Here is an 18815-nt window from a genome sequence, read left to right on the forward strand (position 1 = left end):
GAAGTGATTGCTCCCTTTCCGCGCGGCCGCGGAGATCCCGAGTCAACACGACCACGTGGCGGAGCATGAGACCAACGGCGATCAACAGCGCGAGTAGCACGAACCAGAGCGTCATGCCGCGCTGGAGTGCGAATGCCGTGCTCCCTCAAAGACCGTTACCCAGTTGTGGTAGCGTTGAGCAATGCGAGCCGCGGCATCGCTGCGTGTCGTTCGTTTCTTCACATAATCGCTAATGGCCTCCCAGAATGTCGTGCGGCCTACCGCGAAGCCAATGGACCCGGGAACCGAAGCAGCGGTGCGTAGCCAGCTGGCTACCTTCTCGTCATCGGCGTGCCGGCCCAGAACGATGCAGCCGACTTCGTCCCTGCCTTCGCGCCGCGCCACGGCGACGACTCGCTCACAGTCTTCGCGCCGATCGAGCCCTTCGATCTTCCAGATATCCGGTTCGACGCCCGCATCCTGTAGGGCGCCGATGGCCTGCAGCATGAGAGTGGGCCGCATGGATCGCCGCTGCGAACCATTTGAGCCTCTGTAGCCGGCACCAATAGCTCGAACATGAATCGCTGCTCCGCCGTGCGACAGTAATCGGAAAGCTGTTTCAACCGGTCGGTCTGCCGCGCATTGAGGGCGACGTCGCCTTCCGGGTTGTAGCGCACCAACGCCTTGGCGAACGTGGGTTGAAACGCTTCGATGTGTGCCGCGAATGCCGAGCCATACTCGAACTCGAACTCGGCCGAGCCACTTCGCTCGGTCGAGAGCGCAGTGACGTATCCGCTGCGATTCGCGTCGCGTAGAATGGCGCGCCGAATTCCTCGTCGACGAGAAGGCCAGCGGCGTCGACTGTCAGGTCGCCACCGAGCGCGCACCTGAATCCATCGTAGATCACTTGCTTGCTCTCGATGACGGCGCGGCGCTGACTTGCCATCAACGGCACGTCGAGCTGAAACATGCCACTGACGTACGAGTGGCGACGATCGAAGGGCAGAAGATACAGCGGGTAGTTGTAGCCGAAGCTCATTGTGCTCTGAAGAAACTGGCGGCAGCGTTAGGCGGCGCCGGTGAGTGTGTGCGTTTGAGGTGACTGTACGGCCTCCCAATGCCAGCACCTCGGCATCGAGGTGATGTGTCTTGACGATCGCGACCAGCTCCCGGACGACTTTCATTCCGCTCTCATTGATGTCGTCGAGGCGCCCCACGAAAGGTGACAGCAGCGAAGCCCCCGCCTTTGCCGCGAGCAAGCCCTGATTCGAGCTGAAGATGAGAGTGCAGTTCGTCTTGATTCCTTCCTCGGTGAACCGCGCGATCGGCTCGAGACCCTGTTCGCTCATCGCAACCTTGACGACGATGTTGGGCGCCAGCGTCGCGAAGTGTCGGCCCTGTTGGAGCATACCATCGAGCTCCTCGGCGACCACCTCGGCGCTCACGGGGCCCGTCGTGATCTGACAGATCTGTCGGAGAACATCGTCGTAGCTGCCGCCGACTTTAGCAAAGAGCGTTGGGTTGGTCGTGACCCCGTCCAACACTCCCCAGCGCGCGGCAATGCGAATCTCGTCGATCTCGGCGGTGTCCAGAAAGATCTTCATCGTTCGTCTCAAGAGGCGAGGCAGAATGCTAGAACAGGGTTGGCGGACGGGAATGATCTCGACCAGCTCGAGCAAATACTGTTGTCCGCCATCACTTCTGAGTTCTACCACTACCGCCTGAAGGCCGCGATGGGACGCATGTACTTCTGTACCTAACGAACGCTTCATTGCCGGAGACACGCTGCCGGCGCATCCCTTCGCCCGTAACGCACAGAGTCAAACGAACCCACGATCCAGGAAAGGTCGAGCCATGAAACGTCTCGCACTCATTGCCCTCACCGTCGGCGCCGGGCTAATGCTCGCGCGACCAAGCACGGCGGCAGCACAGAGCAGCGCCCCGCCCGGCGGCGCGTACAAGCTGGTCAGCTCGCTCGTCGCGCTTCCGGATTTCGTGCCGGGACTTGGAACTCTGTACGTAGATCCCGCCACGCTGCCCGCCGGACCCTTTCTCGCCTATGACCACCAAGGGAGGCTAGTGAGCTCGATCTACATGATCCCGCTCAAGGACATGAACAGCCACAAGGCGTTCAGTGGTCTGAAGGTCGCGCACGAGCGCGTCGACCATGTCGACATGCTCTATAACGCCGGCCATCCGGGCGTCGCGGAGCCGCACTACCACGTGATCCTGTGGTATGTGTCGCCGCAGCGCGCGTCCCAGCTCGCGAAGTGACATGCAGTCACGTCGCGACTTCCTGAAAGCCGGCGGGATGGCTCTCGCCGGCTTTCAGCTCCTGCCTAACGACTTGTTTCGCTTGCCGAGCGCTGTCGAAATAGTCGAGATGCGCAGCGACATCGCTGGCGCTCACGTCTGGTTCGAGCCGATCGGACTGTACGTGGATCCTGGTACGACCGTGCGTTGGATCGCGCGGGAGAATGTGCACACGGCGACGGCGTATCACCCGCGGAACAACCATCACTCGCTCCGAATCCCCGAGCGTGCGGTGCCCTGGGACTCCGGATTCCTGGTGCATACCGGCGATCACTTCGAGGTGACGCTCACGGTACCCGGCGTCTACGACTACTTCTGCGCGCCGCATGAAGCGGCTGGAATGATAGGCCGGATCGTCGTGGGCAGATCGGAAGGGCCGGGTGCCCGGCCCTTCGACTACTGGGTTGGCAGGCCGGGAACCGACGGCTGGCTCCATGTCCCCGACGCCGCGCGCAAGAACTTTCCGAGCGTCGCCCGCATCCGCGCCGAGCGCCGCGTACATCCAGCCAGGGGAGCGACGGCTCGTTAGGCCGCTGATGACGGTCGTCGCCGCGCGGCATGCGGCCGGTGGCGTCGAGCCGCGCGCGTCCCGCTCGCGCGGTTCATGCGCGCACGCAGAACAGCCGCTAGCACAACCGCATCGTTATGCACCTCGTCACGCGCACCGAAGACCAGAGTGACGCGCCGGCGCGACGCCAGCGCGGCGATCTTTCGCAACAGGTCGCCTCGCTCACGCAGCTCCCGTTTGTAGCGCCGCTGGAACTCGGGCCACTTTTTCGCATCGTGTCCGAACCATCGCCGCAGCGGCGTGGATGGCGCGATCTCTTTCATCCATTCGTCGATCGCCAAACGTCGCTTACTCAGCCCACGGGGCCAGAGCCGGTCGACCAGGATGCGACGGCCATCCGCGCTCGATGCCGGCTCGTACGCGCGCTTCAGCTTCAGCATGTCGCATCTCCGCGCATGTGGTTGTTGCTCCTTCGTGTGTTAGTCGCATTGGTGAATATCTGATCGGGGTCTGCATGTGCACGAGTTTAGCAGTCGAATGGCAGAGTGTCGTTGGTACGGACGTCGCGGCCGCCAGTACAGTCGCCTCATTGTCGTGTGAGGCGCCAATCAGTGAGCTTGTGATCCCGAACCGATTGCCGGCTCGGAAGCATTGTCACCATGTTGCCGAGGATTAGAAAGTTATGACTACCGCAGATCTCAAGTCTGCGTTGCCACGGCTCGGGTTCCGCGCGACACCGCGACGCGTCCGCAGTGTGCGACCGAACCACTTCTCGAGCGCCGATCGCCTCGAAGTCATCCACGTCGCCGCGGAGTGCTGGCCGTTCGCTCGCACGGGTGGACTGGGCGAGGCGGTCGCCGGTCTCGCGGCATTTCAAGCAAGGCGTGGCGTCGACGTATCTGTAGTCATGCCGCTTTACCGCACGATCAGGGAAGCAGCGATCGAGATGCAGACTGTGGGAGCGCCGTTCATTGTCCCAGTTGGCGCCCGCCTCGAGGAGGTACAGCTCTACCGGACGCCACTGCAGTTGGGCAAGCCACGGATGTTCTTCATTGATCACACGTCCTACTTCGATCGCGATGGCATCTACGGCGAAGGAGGCGCTGACTACCCGGACAACGCCCGGCGGTTCGCGGTGTTCAGTCTCGCGGCGCTGTACGCCATACCACGCATCGCTCCTGGCGCGAACATCGTGCACGCGCACGACTGGCACACGGCGCTCGCCATTCCCGCCTTACGAGCGATCCCCACGTCGGCCGAGGATGGCCGTCACCCACTGAGGGTGTTCTCAGTGCACAACGCGGGCTTTCAAGGAAGCTTTCCCCTGGAAACGATCACCGACGTGGGATTCGACGGCGAATTGTACGACTCCCGACTATTCGAATCGAATGGCCGTATGAATTTCCTCAAGAGCGCATTGACGCACTGTGATCTTGCGGTGGCGGTGAGTCCGACTCATGCCCACGAGCTTCGCACAGCAGAAGGCGGGTTTGGGCTGCACGAGACGTTCGCGGCGCTTAGCGACCGTCTGGCCGGCGTGACCAACGGTATCGATTCCGACGTTTGGAATCCGGCGACTGATAAGTCGCTCCCCGCGCGATACACTCGTGGGGATTTCGCGGGCAAAGCAGCGTGCAAGGCAGCATTGCAGCGATCGTGCGGCCTGAAAGAACGGCCCTCCTCCCTGCTTTTCGCGATGTGCACTCGTCTCGCGCAGCAGAAGGGCTTCGACCTCGTTCTCGGAGCCGACCTCTTGAGTCGTACTGATGCACAGTTCGTGTTTCTTGGCCAGGGCGAGGCAAGATACGAGAAGGCGCTCGCGCATCTCGCAGCTGCCGCTCCTGAACGTGTGGCCCTGCGGCTGGACTTCAGCGATGATCTGGAGCACCGAGTGCTCGCCGGCGCGGATGCTCTGCTCATGCCGTCGTTCTACGAGCCCTGTGGGCTCACCCAGATGCGCGCGCAGCGCTACGGCACGATTCCGATCGCGCGTCGAGTCGGTGGCCTCGCGGACACCATCGAGGATGGTGCGAGCGGGTTCCTGTTTAACGACTACTCCTGCGAGGCGTTCCTGGCGAGCCTGCACCGAACTGCCGAGCGGTTCGCCGACGCCGGCGGCTGGAGAGAGATGATGCAGCGAGCAATGAGCCGGGACTTCGGCTGGCCCCGGGTGGCGGAAGAGTACATCGCGCTGTACAGGAGCGCTGACGGGACGTTGACGCAAGCGCGATCGGAAAACTGCGGGAGCTCACGTGTTGAAGCCTGACTTATCGTGACAATTCTGCTTTCCCAGCGAAAAGCATTCGGCCACCCCGGTATCGCGCCCCGCTGGACACGCAGTGCGAAGGACGCCGTCGGGACAGCTTATGCCGATTCGAGCCGTGTGTGGTTCACCGTCGCGCGCGGCATTCTGAACGAGGTGTATTTCCCAACGGTCGATCGACCGCAGATCCGCGATCTTCAATATCTGATCACGGACGGCACAACGTTCTTCCATGACGAACGACGGCACTTAACGAGCAAGGTCGAGTATCTCGACCCTCATGGCCTGGGCGTGCAAATCACCAGCATGGATCCCGATAGTCGTTATCAGCTCCAGAAGCAGATCATCACCGACCCGCATCAGCCGTGCGTCCTGATTCATACGCGGCTGGAGACTCAACCGCGTTTTGCAGGGAAGCTCAGGATGTTCGCGCTTCTCGCGCCGCATCTCGAAGGCGGCGGAGCGGCGAACAGCGGGTACGTTGCCGTGCGGGCGGGGCGTGAGACGCTCGTCGCCAATAAGGGCCGGACATGGCTCGCGCTGGGCGCGTCTCTTCCGTTCCTTCATCGATCGTGCGGCTACGTCGGTCGCTCGGATGGGTGGACCGATCTTGCGGATAACTATCAATTCGACTGGGAGTTCGACGCCGCCGAGGATGGTAACATCGCTTTGACGGGGGAACTGGATCTCACGAAAGGCCACGAATTCGTGCTTGGACTCGCCTTCGGCGAGACGCTCCATCACGCCGTAGCCACGCTGTCCCAATCGCTTGGCTTTGCCTTCGCCGACCACAAGCGGCGGTTCGTACGACAGTGGACTCGCGCCTTCCGAGGGCTGGCGCCACTCGCGGAAGTATCCGAGGACGGCGGCCGGCTCTATCGCGCGAGTCATAACTTGCTACTCGCCCACGAGGACAAGACGTATCCCGGCGCAACCATCGCGTCGCTCTCGATTCCGTGGGGCGAAGTGAGGGGGGACGAGGATCTCGGCGGCTACCATCTCGTCTGGACGCGCGACATGGTGAAGAGTGCAATCGGTCTTCTCGCCGCGGGAAACACCGAGCAACCGTTGCAGGCGCTCATCTATCTGGTCTGCGCGCAGCGCTCCGACGGAGGGTTCTATCAGAACTTCTGGATCGACGGAGAACCTTACTGGCAGGGCATTCAGCTCGACGCCGTCGCGCTTCCCATCATCCTGGCGTGGCGACTGCATCAGCTGCGGGCACTTCGGAACTTTGACCCCTATGCGATGGTGCTACGCGCGTCAGGCTATCTCATTCGCGAGGGCCCCGTGACGCCCCAGGAGCGTTGGGAGGAGAACAGCGGGTATTCGCCGTCCACCCTCGCGGCCAACATCGCCGCTCTGACGTGCGCGGCGTGGTTCGCGAGCGACCGCGGCGATGATACGACTGCGCAGTTCATTCAAGCGTACGCCGACTTTCTCGAGCGGCATGTCGAGGCATGGACGGTCACCACAGAGGGCTCGCTGCTCCCGGGCGTCAGCCGGCACTATATCCGTATCCATCCGGTTGATCCGGGTGACTCGGAGCCTAACGAGAACCCAAACGCCGGGCTGCTTGCGCTGCGCAACCGGCCACCCGGCGCCACTTTCGCATTTCCGGCGAAAGATATTGTGGATGCCGGCTTTCTCGACCTGGTGCGCTACGGGATCCGCGCGGCGGATGACCCACTCATCGAGGATTCGCTGCGCGTGATTGACGCCGTCCTCAAGATCGACACGCCGCTTGGTCCGTGTTGGCATCGGTACAACAATGACGGATACGGCGAGCGTCAAGACGGAGCACCGTTCAGCGGTTTTGGGAAAGGCCGCGCCTGGCCGTTGCTCACGGCCGAGCGAGGACACTACGAGCTCGCCGCTGGACGCGATGTACGACCTTTCATCAGAACGATGGAGGCCTTCGCAGGAGACACAGGCTTGCTTCCCGAACAAGTCTGGGACGAACCGAACCGACCGGAGTTCTACATGAACCTCGGACGGCCGACCGGCTCCGCGATGCCTCTGGTATGGGCGCACGCCGAGTACATCAAGCTATTGCGTTCCACAAAAGACGGTGCGGTCTACGACCGAATTCCCTCCGTGGTCGCACGATATCAGGAAGCAGATCCGGTGGGGCGAGCACGGTACGAAATGTGGAAGTTCAATCGACGCCCTCGCACAATCCAACCTGGCGGTACACTGCGCGTTCTCGCCGGCGCCGCATTCAAATTGCGCTGGACCGCCAACGAGTGGCGAGACATGTGCGACTCGCCATCCGTGGCGATCGGCGTCGGCGTCGATTTTGTCGACATCCCGGTTCCGACGAACCAGACGGCCCCAGTCAGGTTCACCTTCTTCTGGACGGGGCCGGGGCGTTGGGAAGGCAAGGATTTCTCAGTCGCGATCGACACGGCGTCGGCCTAACGACGCGGCGTCATCACGCTGCGGATGGCCCGACCGTTGAATCGTCGCGCGCGCGGTGGCCGGAAAAAGGGTGACCCAGTGAACCGACTTCTCGCGGTTGCGCCGGGTCGTGAAAGCTTTCGTAATCATCGCGGCAAGGGCGGCAAATGGCGTTAGGTAACCGATCATGACGCATCCTCCTGGGTGTTTGGCGAGTCTATCGACTCGTGGCGCGTGACGGCCGATCGGCGAAATGCTCTGCGACTGGCCACCATGTTCCGCACTCCATCGACCGCGCGAGGTTCTGTCGCTGGTACCGCCGTCGACGGCGATGGTACATGCGTTTCATTGTCGGCGTGCGTGCCAAGGGAGCACCTTCCCTCATCGATACAACACGAGGTAGCGCGCATGACGGTTCTCGAGGAGATGGCGGAATTCATCGTTCGCTCGACTCCGGAGAGTGTGTTGCCGGCGCGCCGCGTGGACCTCAAGATCCGGATCCTCGACTCGTTAGGCTGTGCCATCGGCGCGCTCGGTTGCGATCCGGTGCGCCATGTTCGCCAGTTCGTCACGGACTTTGCGAGCGATGGTTCCTGTACGCTCGTTGGCGGTGGCCGGAGTGCCCCGGATCGAGCGACGCTCTTGAACGGCGCTCTCGTCCGGTACCTCGATTTCAATGACAGCTATCTCGCCTCGCGCGAGACCTGTCACCCATCCGACAACTTGGCCGCCGTACTCGCGGCTGCGGAATTGGCGAAGACGGACGGCGGCACCCTGCTCACCGCGCTGGCGGTCGCGTATCAGGTGCAGTGCCGGTTGAGCGACTTGGCGCCGGTGCGTGACCGCGGCTTCGACCATACCACGCATCTGGCGTACTCCGTCGCCGCCGGTGTCTCGCGCGCGTTGTCGCTCGACGTCCGCCATACAGCAAACGCAGTCGCCATCAGCGGTACCGCGCTCAACGCATTGCGAGTGACGCGCACCGGAACGCTTTCACATTGGAAGGGACTGGCGGCGCCCTTTGCAGCATCAGCTGCCATGCAGGCCGCGCTCCTCGCGCAACGGGGCGTCACCGGTCCTGCCGAGGTATTTGAAGGCAACAAGGGCTTCATGCAGTCCGTTACCGGACCATTCGCTATCGACTGGGGCCGGGAGGGTCTCGATCGCGTTGAACGCACGATAATCAAGCGTTACAACGCCGAGGTCCACTCGCAGACCGCCATCGAAGCGGCTCTCGAGCTTCAACAAGCTCACGGATTCGAAGCGACCGATATCGAAAAAGTCGAGGTCGACGTCTTCGACGTTGCTCACCGCATCATTGGTGGCGGAGAAGAGGGCGACAAGACGCTCGTGTTCAGCAAGGAGGACGCGGACCATAGCCTTCCCTACTTGATCGCCGTTGCCCTCCTCGATCACATGGTGATGCCCGCGCAGTTCGCGCCTCGGCGCTTGCAGCGCGCTGACGTGCAGTCGCTCCTCTGTCGCGTCGTCGTGCAGCCTCTCGCCGAGTTCTCCGCCCGCTTTCCGGAGGAGATGCCGTCGCGCGTGACGGTGACGCTGACCGACGGGCGCCTCCTCACACGCACGTTGTCCGACTACCCCGGCTTCCGCACGCGACCGCAGTCCTGGGAGGATGCTGTCTCGAAGTTCACGGCACTTGCCGAACCTAATGCTTCGCAAACTGTGCGCGCCGACATCGTTGCCGCGGTGCATCACCTGGATCACATCACGGTCGGCGAGCTCACCAGCCCACTGAGCCATCTGAAGATGCCGACGCGTCGGACGGCGCTCCAGTCGGCTTGAGGTGAGCACACTGAGGAGGACGCAACATGGACACGATCACTCAAGCTCGGCGAACCGAGGCCTTCGAGTTCTTGCAGCGGAACGACCGGCAACCGAAACCTCGCACTCGCGGGATCACGGAGATCCGGGGTCCGTATTATACGCCGTTAGGCAAGCGCGCACTGCAGGACATTCTCGAAACGATGGGCACGTGGGTGGATACGTTGAAATTCGCTGGCGGCTCATTCACGCTGATGCCCAAATCGGCGCTCGAGGAGCTGATTGCGCTGTGCCACGAACATGGAGTTCTCGTGTCGACCGGCGGCTTCATCGAGCGTGTCCTCACCCAGGGCAGTGGCGCCGTTGCGCAGTACATCGACATCTGTCGCGCAATCGGGTTCGACATCATCGAGCTCTCGAGCGGCTTCATCACCATTCCAGTTGATGACTGGCTTCGACTGATGGACCGCGTACAGAAAGCTGGGCTCAAAGCGAAGCCGGAGGTTGGAATTCAATTTGGTGCCGGAGGTGCGACGGCAGCTGATGAGCTGGTGGCCGAAGGAACGCACGACGTGGGCTGGATGATCCAACTCGCGCGTCGCTTCCTGGAGGCTGGTGCTCACCAGATCATGATCGAATCAGAGGGGATCACCGAGAATGTTCGGTCATGGCGGACCGACGTGCCGGCACGGCTCATCGAGGCACTCGGGCTCGAGCGGATCATGTTCGAGGCGGCAGACCCGGAAGTCTTTGCCTGGTACGTCAAACACTACGGTCCGGAAGTGAATCTGTTCGTCGATCACAGCCAGATCGTGCAGCTCGAGGCGTTGCGTCAGGGAATCTGGGGCACGGCCAGCCTGTGGGGACGTGTGGTGACGTACCAGGGCTGAGCAGCGTGAACTAGCCGCGGCACAGAGCGAGGTACGCGCGTTTCTTCGCTCGGTACGAATGCTTCATTGTCGCCGCTGTCCGCCCCGCCTAACCATGCTCTTGTGGCGCGTACGCACCGAAACGCCACATGCATGAGGAGGCTCAGATGACACATGTCAACGCAACAGATGATCTAACTCGCCGGCCTCGCGACACAGCCGAGGCGCAGCCATTGGCCACAATTACCCTGACTCACAAGCACAACTCATTGCTGGAGGGAACCGTTCTTGGGTTAGTTGTAGCAACCTGTATATGGGTGTGGCTCGCCGCGATCGATGGGATCGCTGGCGAACCGTTTCTCACGTTCAACGTCCTGGGCGGCATCGCTGGCTTTACGGTGATGCATTACTTGCTCAACGTGGCATATGGCGTGGCCATACTGTCGATCATCCACACCGCGGGGCGTACGCCGAGTGCAATCTTTGCGGTGGGCTTCGGATTTCTCATGCTGGAATTCGCCTTCGCGCTCGTGACGGCCGCATTCTCGAGTGGCCGGCTCGGTGAGCTCGCCTGGGTCCGTCTGTTCGGCGGAAGTGTGATCGGCGCGGTGATCGCGATCGTCATTGTCACGCGACGGCATTCCCTCGTGGCGCTCCTCCATCAAGCCGAAGAGGAAACATGACGATCGCAACAACGCTCGATCGGGCTACGATCAACACTCGTTCGTACTTACTGCGCACTCTCGCATGCATACGCTCGTTAGGCGCTATATCAAGACTGGCATAGGCTTTCTCGGCGTCGGTCTTGGCATTGGCGTTTGGCTGCTCGTCAGGCGAGAGTTGTATGGCGTGTATGCCAGTCCCTTCGAGACGAGCGCGCACACGCACGCGCTTCTTGTCGGCTTCGTCATGGAAATGATCCTTGGCGTAGCCCTTTGGCTCTTCCCGCGACCCGAAAAGGGCGATCTGCGTTACAAGCCACGACTCGCCGACGCAGCCTACTGGCTACTCACCATTGGTACAGCCGCACGAGTCATCGGTGAGCTCACGCGACCTTTCTTTACGGCGATTTGGCTTCGGTGGCTGATTGTGATTTGCGGAGTCGCGCAGACAGCGGGGCTGCTGCTTTTCTTTTTCACGATGTGGCCACGCATCCGACCGCTAGGCAGCGCCGTACGCGAGCGGGCGGGTGAGCGCTTTTGAGCGGTCGCGGTGCTCAATGTGTGTATGGCGTCGCGATTGCCATCAGCGAGTTGCGATCGCGCTCGCGGGACCATTTTCTGCACTACAAGCCGGAACAATCGAGGAAAACACTCTCATGCTCTCTGTTCCCGAATCTCCGCAGCACGCGCAATTCCCATCGGCCAAAGCAGGGCACGCAACAAGTAGCGAGCGTACTGATGGCGACGCCACGGATACACCAACGAGCCGCCGTGGATTTCTCGCCCGACTTTCCGCGCTCGGGCTCGTGATACCCGGAGTCGGTGCCGCCCTCACTAGTTGCTCGCGCGGCGCGCCTAACGCCTCCGACACTGAGCAGTACGGCAGTGGGCGTGGTCAGTCTGCGGCGACTCATCAGCTGCCCGTGCGCGGGGTCCGCAATCCCGATAGCCGGCTCGACACGGTGCACGGCGCGGAGCACCGCACGACGACGACAGCGCCGAGTGCAACCAACGCGACGTACCAGCGATACGATCCGACACTTCCGCCGCTGCCAAAGGAGCGCACGCAGCACATTCACTGGCGAGCGCAGGAACAACCCGTACGGATCTCGTCGGATGTCGTCGTTGCGGCGTGGACATTCGAGCGAAGTCTGCCAGGACCGATCGTGCGATGCCGCGTCGGCGATACGATCGAGTTCACGCTCACGAACGACCACGACGTACCGCACTCGATGGACTTTCATGCGGCGCAGATCGACCCGAAGACGGCGTTCCGGTCTGTGCTCAAAGGACAGTCGGTGTCGTACACGTTCCAACCTCGTTATGCGGGCGCCTTCTGCTATCACTGCGGCAGCTCACCGGTCCTGATGCACATCGGGTCGGGAATGGTGGGGGCGATCATCGTCGATCCGCCTGCGCGGTTGCCGCCGGCGAAAGAGTTCGTGCTCGTGCAGAACGAGTTCTATCTCGGAGCGGCCACGAACGGTGTGCATCCATTCGACTACACAAAGATGCTCAGCGCACTGCCCGACTATGTCGCCTTCAACGGCCGTCCCGGACAGTATCAGTCCGAACCAATCCGCGTGAAGCGGGGCGATCGAGTGCGCTTCTATATCGTCGATGCCGGTCCGACGGTACCATGCGCCTTTCACGTCGTCGGCGCGCAGTTCGACACCGTCTACCTTGGTGCACCACCGTCGAACGCCATTCGCGGTGTGCAAACCTTCAATGTTCCGGCCGGCGGTGGGATGATCTTCGAGCTGGTCGCGAACGTGGCCGGGGAATTTCCGTTCGTGAACCACCAGTTTGGCCACGGCCAAAAAGGAGCAATCGGGGTGCTCGTCGTGGACGAGTAACGCGCTGGATGCGTACGTCTCCGCATGTACGCAGCTCTGCGGTTCTGAGCGCGATCATTCCGTGCCGCCCATTTCTGCGCCGTAACATCACCATGAGACCGGTCAGAGCGCGAATGACAATTGCGCCGTACCCCAGAAGGCCTAACGAGAGCATCGGACGCAGAGCCTCTGCGAACCGCACGCCCACCAATGATATCGCAGCAGCATCTTGACCACCCTTCTCTCAACGGTGACCCAAGCGCGAAAGGTGGTCACCATTGTGGTCACCGTTTGAGGCAGCGAAAAGGCCTGCCGAGATCGGCAGGCCAGTTCTGTAAGTGCTTATCTGAGAGCTTACAAAGAGCGGGCGATGGGACTCGAACCCACGACGTCCAGCTTGGGAAGCTGGCATTCTACCAACTGAATTACGCCCGCGTTGTCCTCTAATCTACCGCCGCTCAGCCAATCCGAAAACCCGCTCGCCCCAAACGCTTCGGCCACGAGCGCGAACCACGCTACCCTCGGCGATCATCGAGCTCACATCCCACTTCGCCGAGGTACGAGTGGAAACCACGTCCTCCTCTGCCGCCCCGCCAACCTGGCGAACCGTGATCCTGTGGATTGCAACCGCGCTCGCCGCTCTCCCGATCTTCGCCGCGGGCCTCCCCAAACTCCTTGGTCAAGGAGGCTGGGTGCACTCGTTCGCTCACTGGGGACTTCCGTCGTGGCTCGTGCCGGTCGTTGGCGCCGCAGAGGTACTTGGCGTGGCGGCTCTGCTGATCCCGCGCACTGCTACAGCCGGCGCCGCGCTGATCGCGGTCATCATGATCGGCGCCGCGACCACTCACGCGGTGCACGGTGAAACGCCGCGCGTCGTCTTCACGAGTATTCTTTGCATTGTGTCTCTTTCCATCGGCTGGGCGCGACGCGAGAGCTTGCGTCGCTCACTGCCGAGTGGACGCCAGCCTAACGAGTAAGCTCAGGACGTCGCCTGTTGCGCGGGTGGCGGTTCCGTCCGCGGCCGTTGCCGCCGCGCACGGCTCTCGATACGCGCGAGGCAGTCTCGCGCGATAGCGACCTCCTGCTGAGCGCCGATCTCCTCGGCGATAGCGAGCGCGCGCCGGTAGCACCGTTCCGCATTCGGATAATCACCGAGTCGGTCGTTGATCGCACCGATCAGCCGAAGACACTCGATCTCGCGCCACCGGTTGCCACTCGTCGCGAAGTAGCCGAGCGCGACGCTCGCCTGTTCCTCGGCCTTGTCGTGCAACCCGCGAGCGTCGAGCGCCTCGGCGAGATTCACCGTCGCGAGTGCGATCAGGTCAGCGTACTCCTCCTCGCGGGCGACGACGAGCGCCTGCTCCAGCAGCTGTTCCGCGAGTTGAGCATTTCCTCGATCGAGGGCGACGCGCGCATGGTTGTTGAGCGCCATCGCTTCCCCGAGCCGGTATCCGGCATGACGAAACCACCCAAAGGATTCCGTGAACGCGCGTTCTGCGGTCCCCAGCTGACCTTGTTGCGCCATCACGGTTCCAATGTTTTGTAACGCAATGCCTCGCTGACGCGGCTCGTCGGTCGTGTCGAGAATACGATTGAACAGTCTTAGTGCCTCGGCGAACTGGCCCTGGCACAGGAGCACCAGCGCCTCCGCGTTCAGCGCGTCGCTCAAGAGCATCGCAAGGTTGCCCTTTTCAGCAGTCGCCTGAGCTCGTCGCGCCGCGTCGATGGCGCAGTCCCACTCACATCGGAGCCGATGTACCCGCGATTGATGCGTCAGAGCCTCGGCGACAGTCGCGGGATCGTTCGATGACTCCGCCGCCGCAGAGTAGCTCTCGAGCGCACGGTCGAGCACACCGTGGCTCTCGCAGCGCCTGCCCTCATCGATGAGCTCAATAGGCTCGGGCATGTCGTTTGCCGAACGAAGTGTTCTTGCTTCCCTTCCCCGCACCACCGTACCGCAAAAGCTGGGCGAACCTCCAGGGGCCACAACGATGGGTATCTCGCGGAAGTTGAGAATGAAACTCGCCGCAATCCTTGCGACGGGCCTCTTGGCCTTCACCTCTTCCTGCGATTGGCATCTCGGGCCGCCGCCGGCGCAAGCGACTCTTGCCGTCTGCCCAAGCGGTCAGACGCAGAGCACCTCGAGCCTGCTCGGCGTTCTTGGGGGTACTGTCTCGATCGGAGGGACTTCGGTTCTGGTCCCGGCTGGAGCGCTGCTCTCATCGACGAACATCGCCCTCACGATACCTGCCTCCTCGTTCATGGAGATCGGTGTCACCGCGAACGGTGGCCATTTTCTCTTCCAGCAGCAGATCGCGATAACGATCGACTACTCGCGGTGTAGCTCGACCGTTCAGCAGAAGACGCTGAGCGTCTGGAACATCGATCCCAACACGCACCAGTTGCTCAAGAACATGGGCGGGATCGATAACAAGCTGTTGCATCAGATCACATTCACCACGATCCACCTTTCCGGGTACGCGTTGGCGTTTTGATCGTGGTTGCCGTAGCGAGGCGCCGCCGGATTGCTCCGGCGGCGCTTTTTTAGTCCTTGTACGGATCGAGCTCGTTCTCGCCCGCCATGACGACGATGATCGGGCGGAGCGTGTGTAATAACTCGACACTGGGTCCCTGCGCCGCGAGGACATCGGGGAGCCGGCGATAAGCGTGCGGGCTCTCGTCGAGGCCGCCGCCGCGCAGAATGACACCTTTTCCGCCGACCCACTCACGCAGCATCTCCCAGGAAACCTTCCCAGGCGATTTCACCTCGCCGGTCTTGCGATTGACCTTGCCGCGCGCTTCGGTGCGACTCATGACGCGGCCGGCACCGTGCACCGTCGAGTACAGCGCGCCGCGCTGCTCGTCGCTATCGCCGGCCGCACCGGCGAGAATCACCGCGTCGTCGCCCATCGAGCCGCCGACGAAGCCCTTCTGACCAGGAAACGCCGGCGTCGCGCCTTTGCGGACGACAATGTACTCCTCACCGTCGTGCTTCTCGGTCCACGCAAAGTTGTGATGATTGTGAACCAGCTCCATCTCGCGACCGCCAAGGATCGAGACGACTTTGCGCGCGACCCACTCCCGGCCAGCGTACGCGTACTCGCCGGCGAGATTCATGAGGTGCCAGTAGTCGTGGCCTAACGGGTCGTCGATCGCGAGCAGCGCTTCCTTCTCGGGCACGCGCTCGCCCCACTTCTTGCCTTGCGAAAGCGCGAGAAATCCCGAGGCGACTCCGTGACCGAAACCGCGCGACCCGAAGTGGACGCCGATCCAGATGCGACCCTGCTCGTCGGCGAAGATGTCGACGTAGTGGTTTCCGCTCCCGACAGTGCCGAGCTGATTGCGCGCTTTCGCGTTGAGCGAGGCGCGGTCCGGCTTCGCCGGGATTGCGCCCCACACGTCCGACTCGAAGAGAGGATGATCAGTCGGCGCGTCGTCGGCGAGATTGTTGCGCCCCATGCCGAAGCTGATCGTGCCTTGAATCTCGTCGGCGATGTGTTCGAGCTCGTTAGGCGTGAACTGCTCGAGGGTGAGGTTCGTGCGGATCGCCGCGTTGCCGCAGGCGATGTCGAACCCGACGCCGACGACGGACACCTTGCGCCGATACGCCGCGACGCCACCGATCGGCATGACGTAGCCAAGGTGGCCGTCGGCCATCAGCGCGACGCGCTCGGCCCGACTCGCGACGTCGGCAAGCTGCGCCAGCGTTTTCTCGTCGTGTGTTCCGAAGATCATGTCCGAGAATGTAGGCTTTTTGGTTCATCGCAGAATTCCGGGAACGGTTTCCGCGACCTCCCACGGCTCGCCGCGTCGAAGGCCGAGCTCCAGAAGCGAGACGTCAGTAATGAGCTCCGGCCTTTTCGAGGTGGCACTCCGGCATCTCACCCACCATCGGCGAGCCCAGCTCCGAGCCACGAGAAGGCAGCAACGAGCTGCGAGATTGAGCTCGAGCCGTGAGCCATCTCGCACCTGAACCTCGATCTCGAAACCAGTCCTTGGCGTCTCGTGGCCGACAACAAAAACGCGCCCCTCGGGGCGCGCATGATTTTTCAAGAGAGAGCCAGCGGTCGGGATTGAACCGACGACCGCCTGGCAACTGACTCGTTGCATCGGGCCAAGTTAGCACAGTCCTCACTCTCGCTTCAGAGAGACGAAACCAAGGCACTAGGCGCGACATGGCCCGTGGAGGGCCCGAATCGGCCGCAGAGAGTGCTACCAAATGCAAACGTGGCCACAAGCGACCACCGAGATGACAGGCTCATCGCTTTTGATGCGCCACGCTCCAGTTCCATTTGGCACACGAATAGGCACGCGCCGAGGTGGCTCGTATGAGTCGCCGCACCTCGGCTCGCGCTGTCTGCTTCGGTGATCTGAGTGTTGACGAGGTTGTCAATCGCTGGCGACTCTACGGCGGCGAGCCGATGGCGTTGCGGGAGGCGGCACGCTCTCGCTCATTCGGCGGCTCGGTGGCTGCCGCGAAAGAGTATTTCGCTCGCACCGGACTCTTTCTCGCATCCATCGAGCACCCGACCTGCGACTCGGATCACCAACGACATCGGCTGATCGCCCGCGCGATTCGACGGGCGCGCGAGGACCTCTTGGCGGGCTACGGACCACCTTCGGCGCGGTTTGTCTCGCTCGACTGTATCGCCAACCGCGGCGCGCCAGACCCGGAACTTGAGAAGCTTCTAACGATCGCTGAGCGACCGTTCGCGCCGACCGATCGCGAAAGTGAAATGCGTGAGCTCGTGCGTATCGCGACGGCACCTCAGGAGAGGCAACTCATCGAAGCCTTTCGGGAGAAGCAATGTCGATCGCTCGCTCACGTCGAGCGCTTGTACGGCTGGAGTCGCGGGCAGGCATCGGTGATCGCGTCTCGCCTCCGCGAGAAGGTGCTCCGCAAGCTCGCTGCCTAACGCGGCTTTGTTAGGGGTCGAACGCCTATAGAGAGAAGGGCCGCACATCACCCGACTCCTTGGGATATGACCTGCTTCCTGACAATCTCCATCGGCAAATCAGCCGATAGCGCCAGGCCACTCCTCGCGAGTACGAACCAAGCACTCGTGCGCCACGCGATTCGTGGATTTTTCCACCTCGTGGACCGCGACGATCGTGGCGAGACCCAGCTCCCCGATCTCCCCCACGCCGACGGTGCAGGCGAATACCAGTGGAGTCAGTGTGACATCGACTTTGAGTTGGAGAGGGCGGATGCGATCGAGAATGTTGCTCTCGCTGACGGCGAAAGTGGGACTTGGGACGACGAGACCCGCGCGCTTGCTGCCTGGCACCGCGAGCGAGCGCGCGCGATCGCGCTCCTCGTGCAGCAGCGCGACCTCGCGGTAAAGGTTGATCCCGACGGCGTCCCTTTTCTCGCGGACTCGAATTCCGACGGAGCGCCTCTCTCGGTGAGGGTGAGTTCTGACGGCGTGCCCTATCTCGCGGAGTCCTCGAAATCGACTCCCGTGGCCGCGGAGGGCTGACGTCATGCCACCCACCTACCTCGGCCAAAGCGCGACGCCTGCGAACGCGCAACTCGACACGCTGCCGCAACTCGGTGGCCTGTTAGGCGCCCTGCCAGCGACGGTCGTCGCGGCGCTCGCCGCGTTCAACGTGATTCCGGTTGTTGCGAGTGCGGCGGCGCGCGACGCGCTGATTCCGGCGCCGATCGTCAACATGCGTGTCGAGCGCAGCGATACGGGCTCGCGCGAGCGCTATGACGGCACGGATTGGCGAGCCGAGGGCGTGTTGCGATCGGCCGGCCCCTTCATCGCGACCACGTCGAAAGCGGGATTCGTGGGCGATGGTGTCAATGACGATTCGGTCGCCCTCGCTGCTGCCGATGTGAGTGCTGTGGCCTCGGGCGGGCTCCACGAGCTCGATCTCAGCGCAGCACCCACGCGTGTGTTCGTCAACTCGAACCTGGTACTGAACGCGCGGTTCCGACCGAACAGCGCTGCCACGGCGCGCATCTATGTGGGAGCAGGAAAAACGCTCACCATCGCCGACATGGAGGCAGGCGATTACGGGGTGTTCGATCCCACGGCGCCGGGAACGGTTGTACTCCCAAATCGGCAAGTGGTCAACCCGATGTGGGGCGGCGTCATCGGCGATAATGCGCATAACGAGATTCCCGCGCTCAACTTTGTCGTCGCGTCGATTGCCGACAACAGCACGGTCGAGTTTCCTGGCCATCTGACGATGCGG

19 protein-coding genes and 1 tRNA gene are annotated in these 18815 nt (G+C 62.4%); 14 read left to right on the plus strand and 6 right to left on the minus strand.

The window, feature by feature from the left end; genetic code table 11:
- Nucleotides 1–311: 311 nt before the first annotated feature.
- Nucleotides 312–1583, minus strand: coding sequence for a transaldolase family protein (locus VGH98_09250; GenBank protein ID HEY2376146.1), 1272 nt, complete (start codon nt 1581–1583; stop codon nt 312–314).
- A 250-nt stretch (nt 1584–1833) separates the two neighbouring features.
- On the opposite strand from VGH98_09250, the gene VGH98_09255 reads away from it, so the two are divergent.
- Together VGH98_09255 and VGH98_09260 are read left to right on the plus strand one after the other, a co-directional pair.
- Nucleotides 1834–2253: a hypothetical protein gene (locus tag VGH98_09255; protein ID HEY2376147.1), complete on the plus strand. Its 420-nt coding sequence runs from the start codon at nt 1834–1836 to the stop codon at nt 2251–2253.
- A 1-nt stretch (nt 2254) separates the two neighbouring features.
- On the plus strand, nt 2255–2821 hold the full coding sequence (locus VGH98_09260) for a plastocyanin/azurin family copper-binding protein (protein ID HEY2376148.1): 567 nt from the start codon (nt 2255–2257) through the stop codon (nt 2819–2821).
- Here the strand turns inward: VGH98_09260 and VGH98_09265 are convergent.
- Nucleotides 2818–3240 (minus strand): DUF488 family protein, encoded by a 423-nt coding sequence (locus VGH98_09265; GenBank protein HEY2376149.1) that lies wholly within the window; start codon nt 3238–3240, stop codon nt 2818–2820. The genes VGH98_09260 and VGH98_09265 overlap by 4 nt on opposite strands.
- A 242-nt stretch (nt 3241–3482) precedes the next feature.
- Here VGH98_09265 and VGH98_09270 point away from each other — a divergent pair, with 242 nt between their 5' ends.
- On the plus strand, nt 3483–5066 hold the full coding sequence (locus tag VGH98_09270) for a glycogen/starch synthase (GenBank protein ID HEY2376150.1): 1584 nt from the start codon (nt 3483–3485) through the stop codon (nt 5064–5066).
- 6 nt (nt 5067–5072) lie between these two features.
- Nucleotides 5073–7484: a glycoside hydrolase family 15 protein gene (locus VGH98_09275; GenBank protein HEY2376151.1), complete on the plus strand. Its 2412-nt coding sequence runs from the start codon at nt 5073–5075 to the stop codon at nt 7482–7484.
- Here VGH98_09275 and VGH98_09280 read toward each other — a convergent pair.
- Nucleotides 7455–7652 (minus strand): hypothetical protein, encoded by a 198-nt coding sequence (locus VGH98_09280; protein HEY2376152.1) that lies wholly within the window; start codon nt 7650–7652, stop codon nt 7455–7457. The two genes, VGH98_09275 and VGH98_09280, sit on opposite strands and share 30 nt — an antisense overlap.
- 219 nt (nt 7653–7871) lie before the next feature.
- On the opposite strand from VGH98_09280, the gene VGH98_09285 reads away from it, so the two are divergent.
- The 5 genes from VGH98_09285 (at nt 7872) to VGH98_09305 (ending at nt 12632) form a co-directional block, all read left to right on the plus strand.
- Nucleotides 7872–9266: an MmgE/PrpD family protein gene (locus VGH98_09285; GenBank protein ID HEY2376153.1), complete on the plus strand. Its 1395-nt coding sequence runs from the start codon at nt 7872–7874 to the stop codon at nt 9264–9266.
- Nucleotides 9267–9292: 26 nt separating this feature from the next.
- Nucleotides 9293–10135, plus strand: coding sequence for a phosphosulfolactate synthase (locus tag VGH98_09290; GenBank protein ID HEY2376154.1), 843 nt, complete (start codon nt 9293–9295; stop codon nt 10133–10135).
- Nucleotides 10136–10431: 296 nt separating this feature from the next.
- On the plus strand, nt 10432–10797 hold the full coding sequence (locus VGH98_09295) for a hypothetical protein (protein ID HEY2376155.1): 366 nt from the start codon (nt 10432–10434) through the stop codon (nt 10795–10797).
- Between the two features lie 64 nt (nt 10798–10861).
- Nucleotides 10862–11317 (plus strand): hypothetical protein, encoded by a 456-nt coding sequence (locus VGH98_09300; GenBank protein HEY2376156.1) that lies wholly within the window; start codon nt 10862–10864, stop codon nt 11315–11317.
- A 115-nt stretch (nt 11318–11432) separates the two neighbouring features.
- A complete protein-coding gene (locus VGH98_09305; protein ID HEY2376157.1) occupies nt 11433–12632 on the plus strand; it encodes a multicopper oxidase domain-containing protein in 1200 nt (399 codons plus the stop codon).
- Nucleotides 12633–12973: 341 nt separating this feature from the next.
- Here the strand turns inward: VGH98_09305 and VGH98_09310 are convergent.
- Nucleotides 12974–13046: transfer RNA gene (locus VGH98_09310), tRNA-Gly, on the minus strand.
- A 128-nt stretch (nt 13047–13174) separates the two neighbouring features.
- On the opposite strand from VGH98_09310, the gene VGH98_09315 reads away from it, so the two are divergent.
- Nucleotides 13175–13588 carry a DoxX family protein gene (locus tag VGH98_09315; GenBank protein HEY2376158.1) on the plus strand — a complete coding sequence of 138 codons (414 nt, stop codon included), beginning with the start codon at nt 13175–13177 and terminating at the stop codon, nt 13586–13588.
- A 2-nt stretch (nt 13589–13590) separates the two neighbouring features.
- Here the strand turns inward: VGH98_09315 and VGH98_09320 are convergent, their stop codons facing one another.
- Nucleotides 13591–14517, minus strand: a complete 927-nt coding sequence (locus tag VGH98_09320) for a tetratricopeptide repeat protein (protein ID HEY2376159.1) — start codon at nt 14515–14517, stop codon at nt 13591–13593.
- A 109-nt stretch (nt 14518–14626) separates the two neighbouring features.
- Here VGH98_09320 and VGH98_09325 point away from each other — a divergent pair, with 109 nt between their 5' ends.
- Entirely contained in the window at nt 14627–15106 is a 480-nt protein-coding gene (locus VGH98_09325) for a hypothetical protein (protein ID HEY2376160.1), read from the plus strand.
- A gap of 49 nt (nt 15107–15155) precedes the next feature.
- Here the strand turns inward: VGH98_09325 and VGH98_09330 are convergent, their stop codons facing one another.
- Complete coding sequence (locus VGH98_09330) at nt 15156–16346, minus strand: RtcB family protein (GenBank protein ID HEY2376161.1); 1191 nt, start codon at nt 16344–16346, stop codon at nt 15156–15158.
- A gap of 593 nt (nt 16347–16939) precedes the next feature.
- On the opposite strand from VGH98_09330, the gene VGH98_09335 reads away from it, so the two are divergent.
- The 3 genes from VGH98_09335 to VGH98_09345 all read left to right on the plus strand — a co-directional run.
- Nucleotides 16940–17527 carry a hypothetical protein gene (locus VGH98_09335; GenBank protein ID HEY2376162.1) on the plus strand — a complete coding sequence of 196 codons (588 nt, stop codon included), beginning with the start codon at nt 16940–16942 and terminating at the stop codon, nt 17525–17527.
- 66 nt (nt 17528–17593) lie between these two features.
- Nucleotides 17594–18091 (plus strand): hypothetical protein, encoded by a 498-nt coding sequence (locus VGH98_09340; protein ID HEY2376163.1) that lies wholly within the window; start codon nt 17594–17596, stop codon nt 18089–18091.
- A gap of 4 nt (nt 18092–18095) precedes the next feature.
- Nucleotides 18096–18815, plus strand: a 720-nt coding sequence (locus VGH98_09345) for a hypothetical protein (protein HEY2376164.1), incomplete at its 3' end; no start/stop codon positions are given.

Source organism: Gemmatimonadaceae bacterium (genome assembly GCA_036496605.1).
GTDB lineage: Bacteria > Gemmatimonadota > Gemmatimonadetes > Gemmatimonadales > Gemmatimonadaceae > AG2.

Bases quoted from the DNA above. Each gene is read 5' to 3' on its own strand.
- VGH98_09325 (HEY2376160.1), top strand. From the start codon at position 14,627: ATGAAACTCGCCGCAATCCTTGCGACGGGCCTCTTGGCCTTCACCTCT.
- VGH98_09320 (HEY2376159.1), bottom strand. From the start codon at position 14,517: ATGCCCGAGCCTATTGAGCTCATCGATGAGGGCAGGCGCTGCGAGAGC.
- VGH98_09290 (HEY2376154.1), top strand. From the start codon at position 9,293: ATGGACACGATCACTCAAGCTCGGCGAACCGAGGCCTTCGAGTTCTTG.
- VGH98_09340 (HEY2376163.1), top strand. From the start codon at position 17,594: ATGACCTGCTTCCTGACAATCTCCATCGGCAAATCAGCCGATAGCGCC.
- VGH98_09260 (HEY2376148.1), top strand. From the start codon at position 2,255: ATGCAGTCACGTCGCGACTTCCTGAAAGCCGGCGGGATGGCTCTCGCC.
- VGH98_09330 (HEY2376161.1), bottom strand. From the start codon at position 16,346: ATGATCTTCGGAACACACGACGAGAAAACGCTGGCGCAGCTTGCCGAC.
- VGH98_09335 (HEY2376162.1), top strand. From the start codon at position 16,940: ATGAGTCGCCGCACCTCGGCTCGCGCTGTCTGCTTCGGTGATCTGAGT.
- VGH98_09285 (HEY2376153.1), top strand. From the start codon at position 7,872: ATGACGGTTCTCGAGGAGATGGCGGAATTCATCGTTCGCTCGACTCCG.
- VGH98_09305 (HEY2376157.1), top strand. From the start codon at position 11,433: ATGCTCTCTGTTCCCGAATCTCCGCAGCACGCGCAATTCCCATCGGCC.
- VGH98_09280 (HEY2376152.1), bottom strand. From the start codon at position 7,652: ATGATCGGTTACCTAACGCCATTTGCCGCCCTTGCCGCGATGATTACG.
- VGH98_09255 (HEY2376147.1), top strand. From the start codon at position 1,834: ATGAAACGTCTCGCACTCATTGCCCTCACCGTCGGCGCCGGGCTAATG.
- VGH98_09270 (HEY2376150.1), top strand. From the start codon at position 3,483: ATGACTACCGCAGATCTCAAGTCTGCGTTGCCACGGCTCGGGTTCCGC.
- VGH98_09265 (HEY2376149.1), bottom strand. From the start codon at position 3,240: ATGCTGAAGCTGAAGCGCGCGTACGAGCCGGCATCGAGCGCGGATGGC.
- VGH98_09250 (HEY2376146.1), bottom strand. From the start codon at position 1,583: ATGAAGATCTTTCTGGACACCGCCGAGATCGACGAGATTCGCATTGCC.
- VGH98_09300 (HEY2376156.1), top strand. From the start codon at position 10,862: ATGCATACGCTCGTTAGGCGCTATATCAAGACTGGCATAGGCTTTCTC.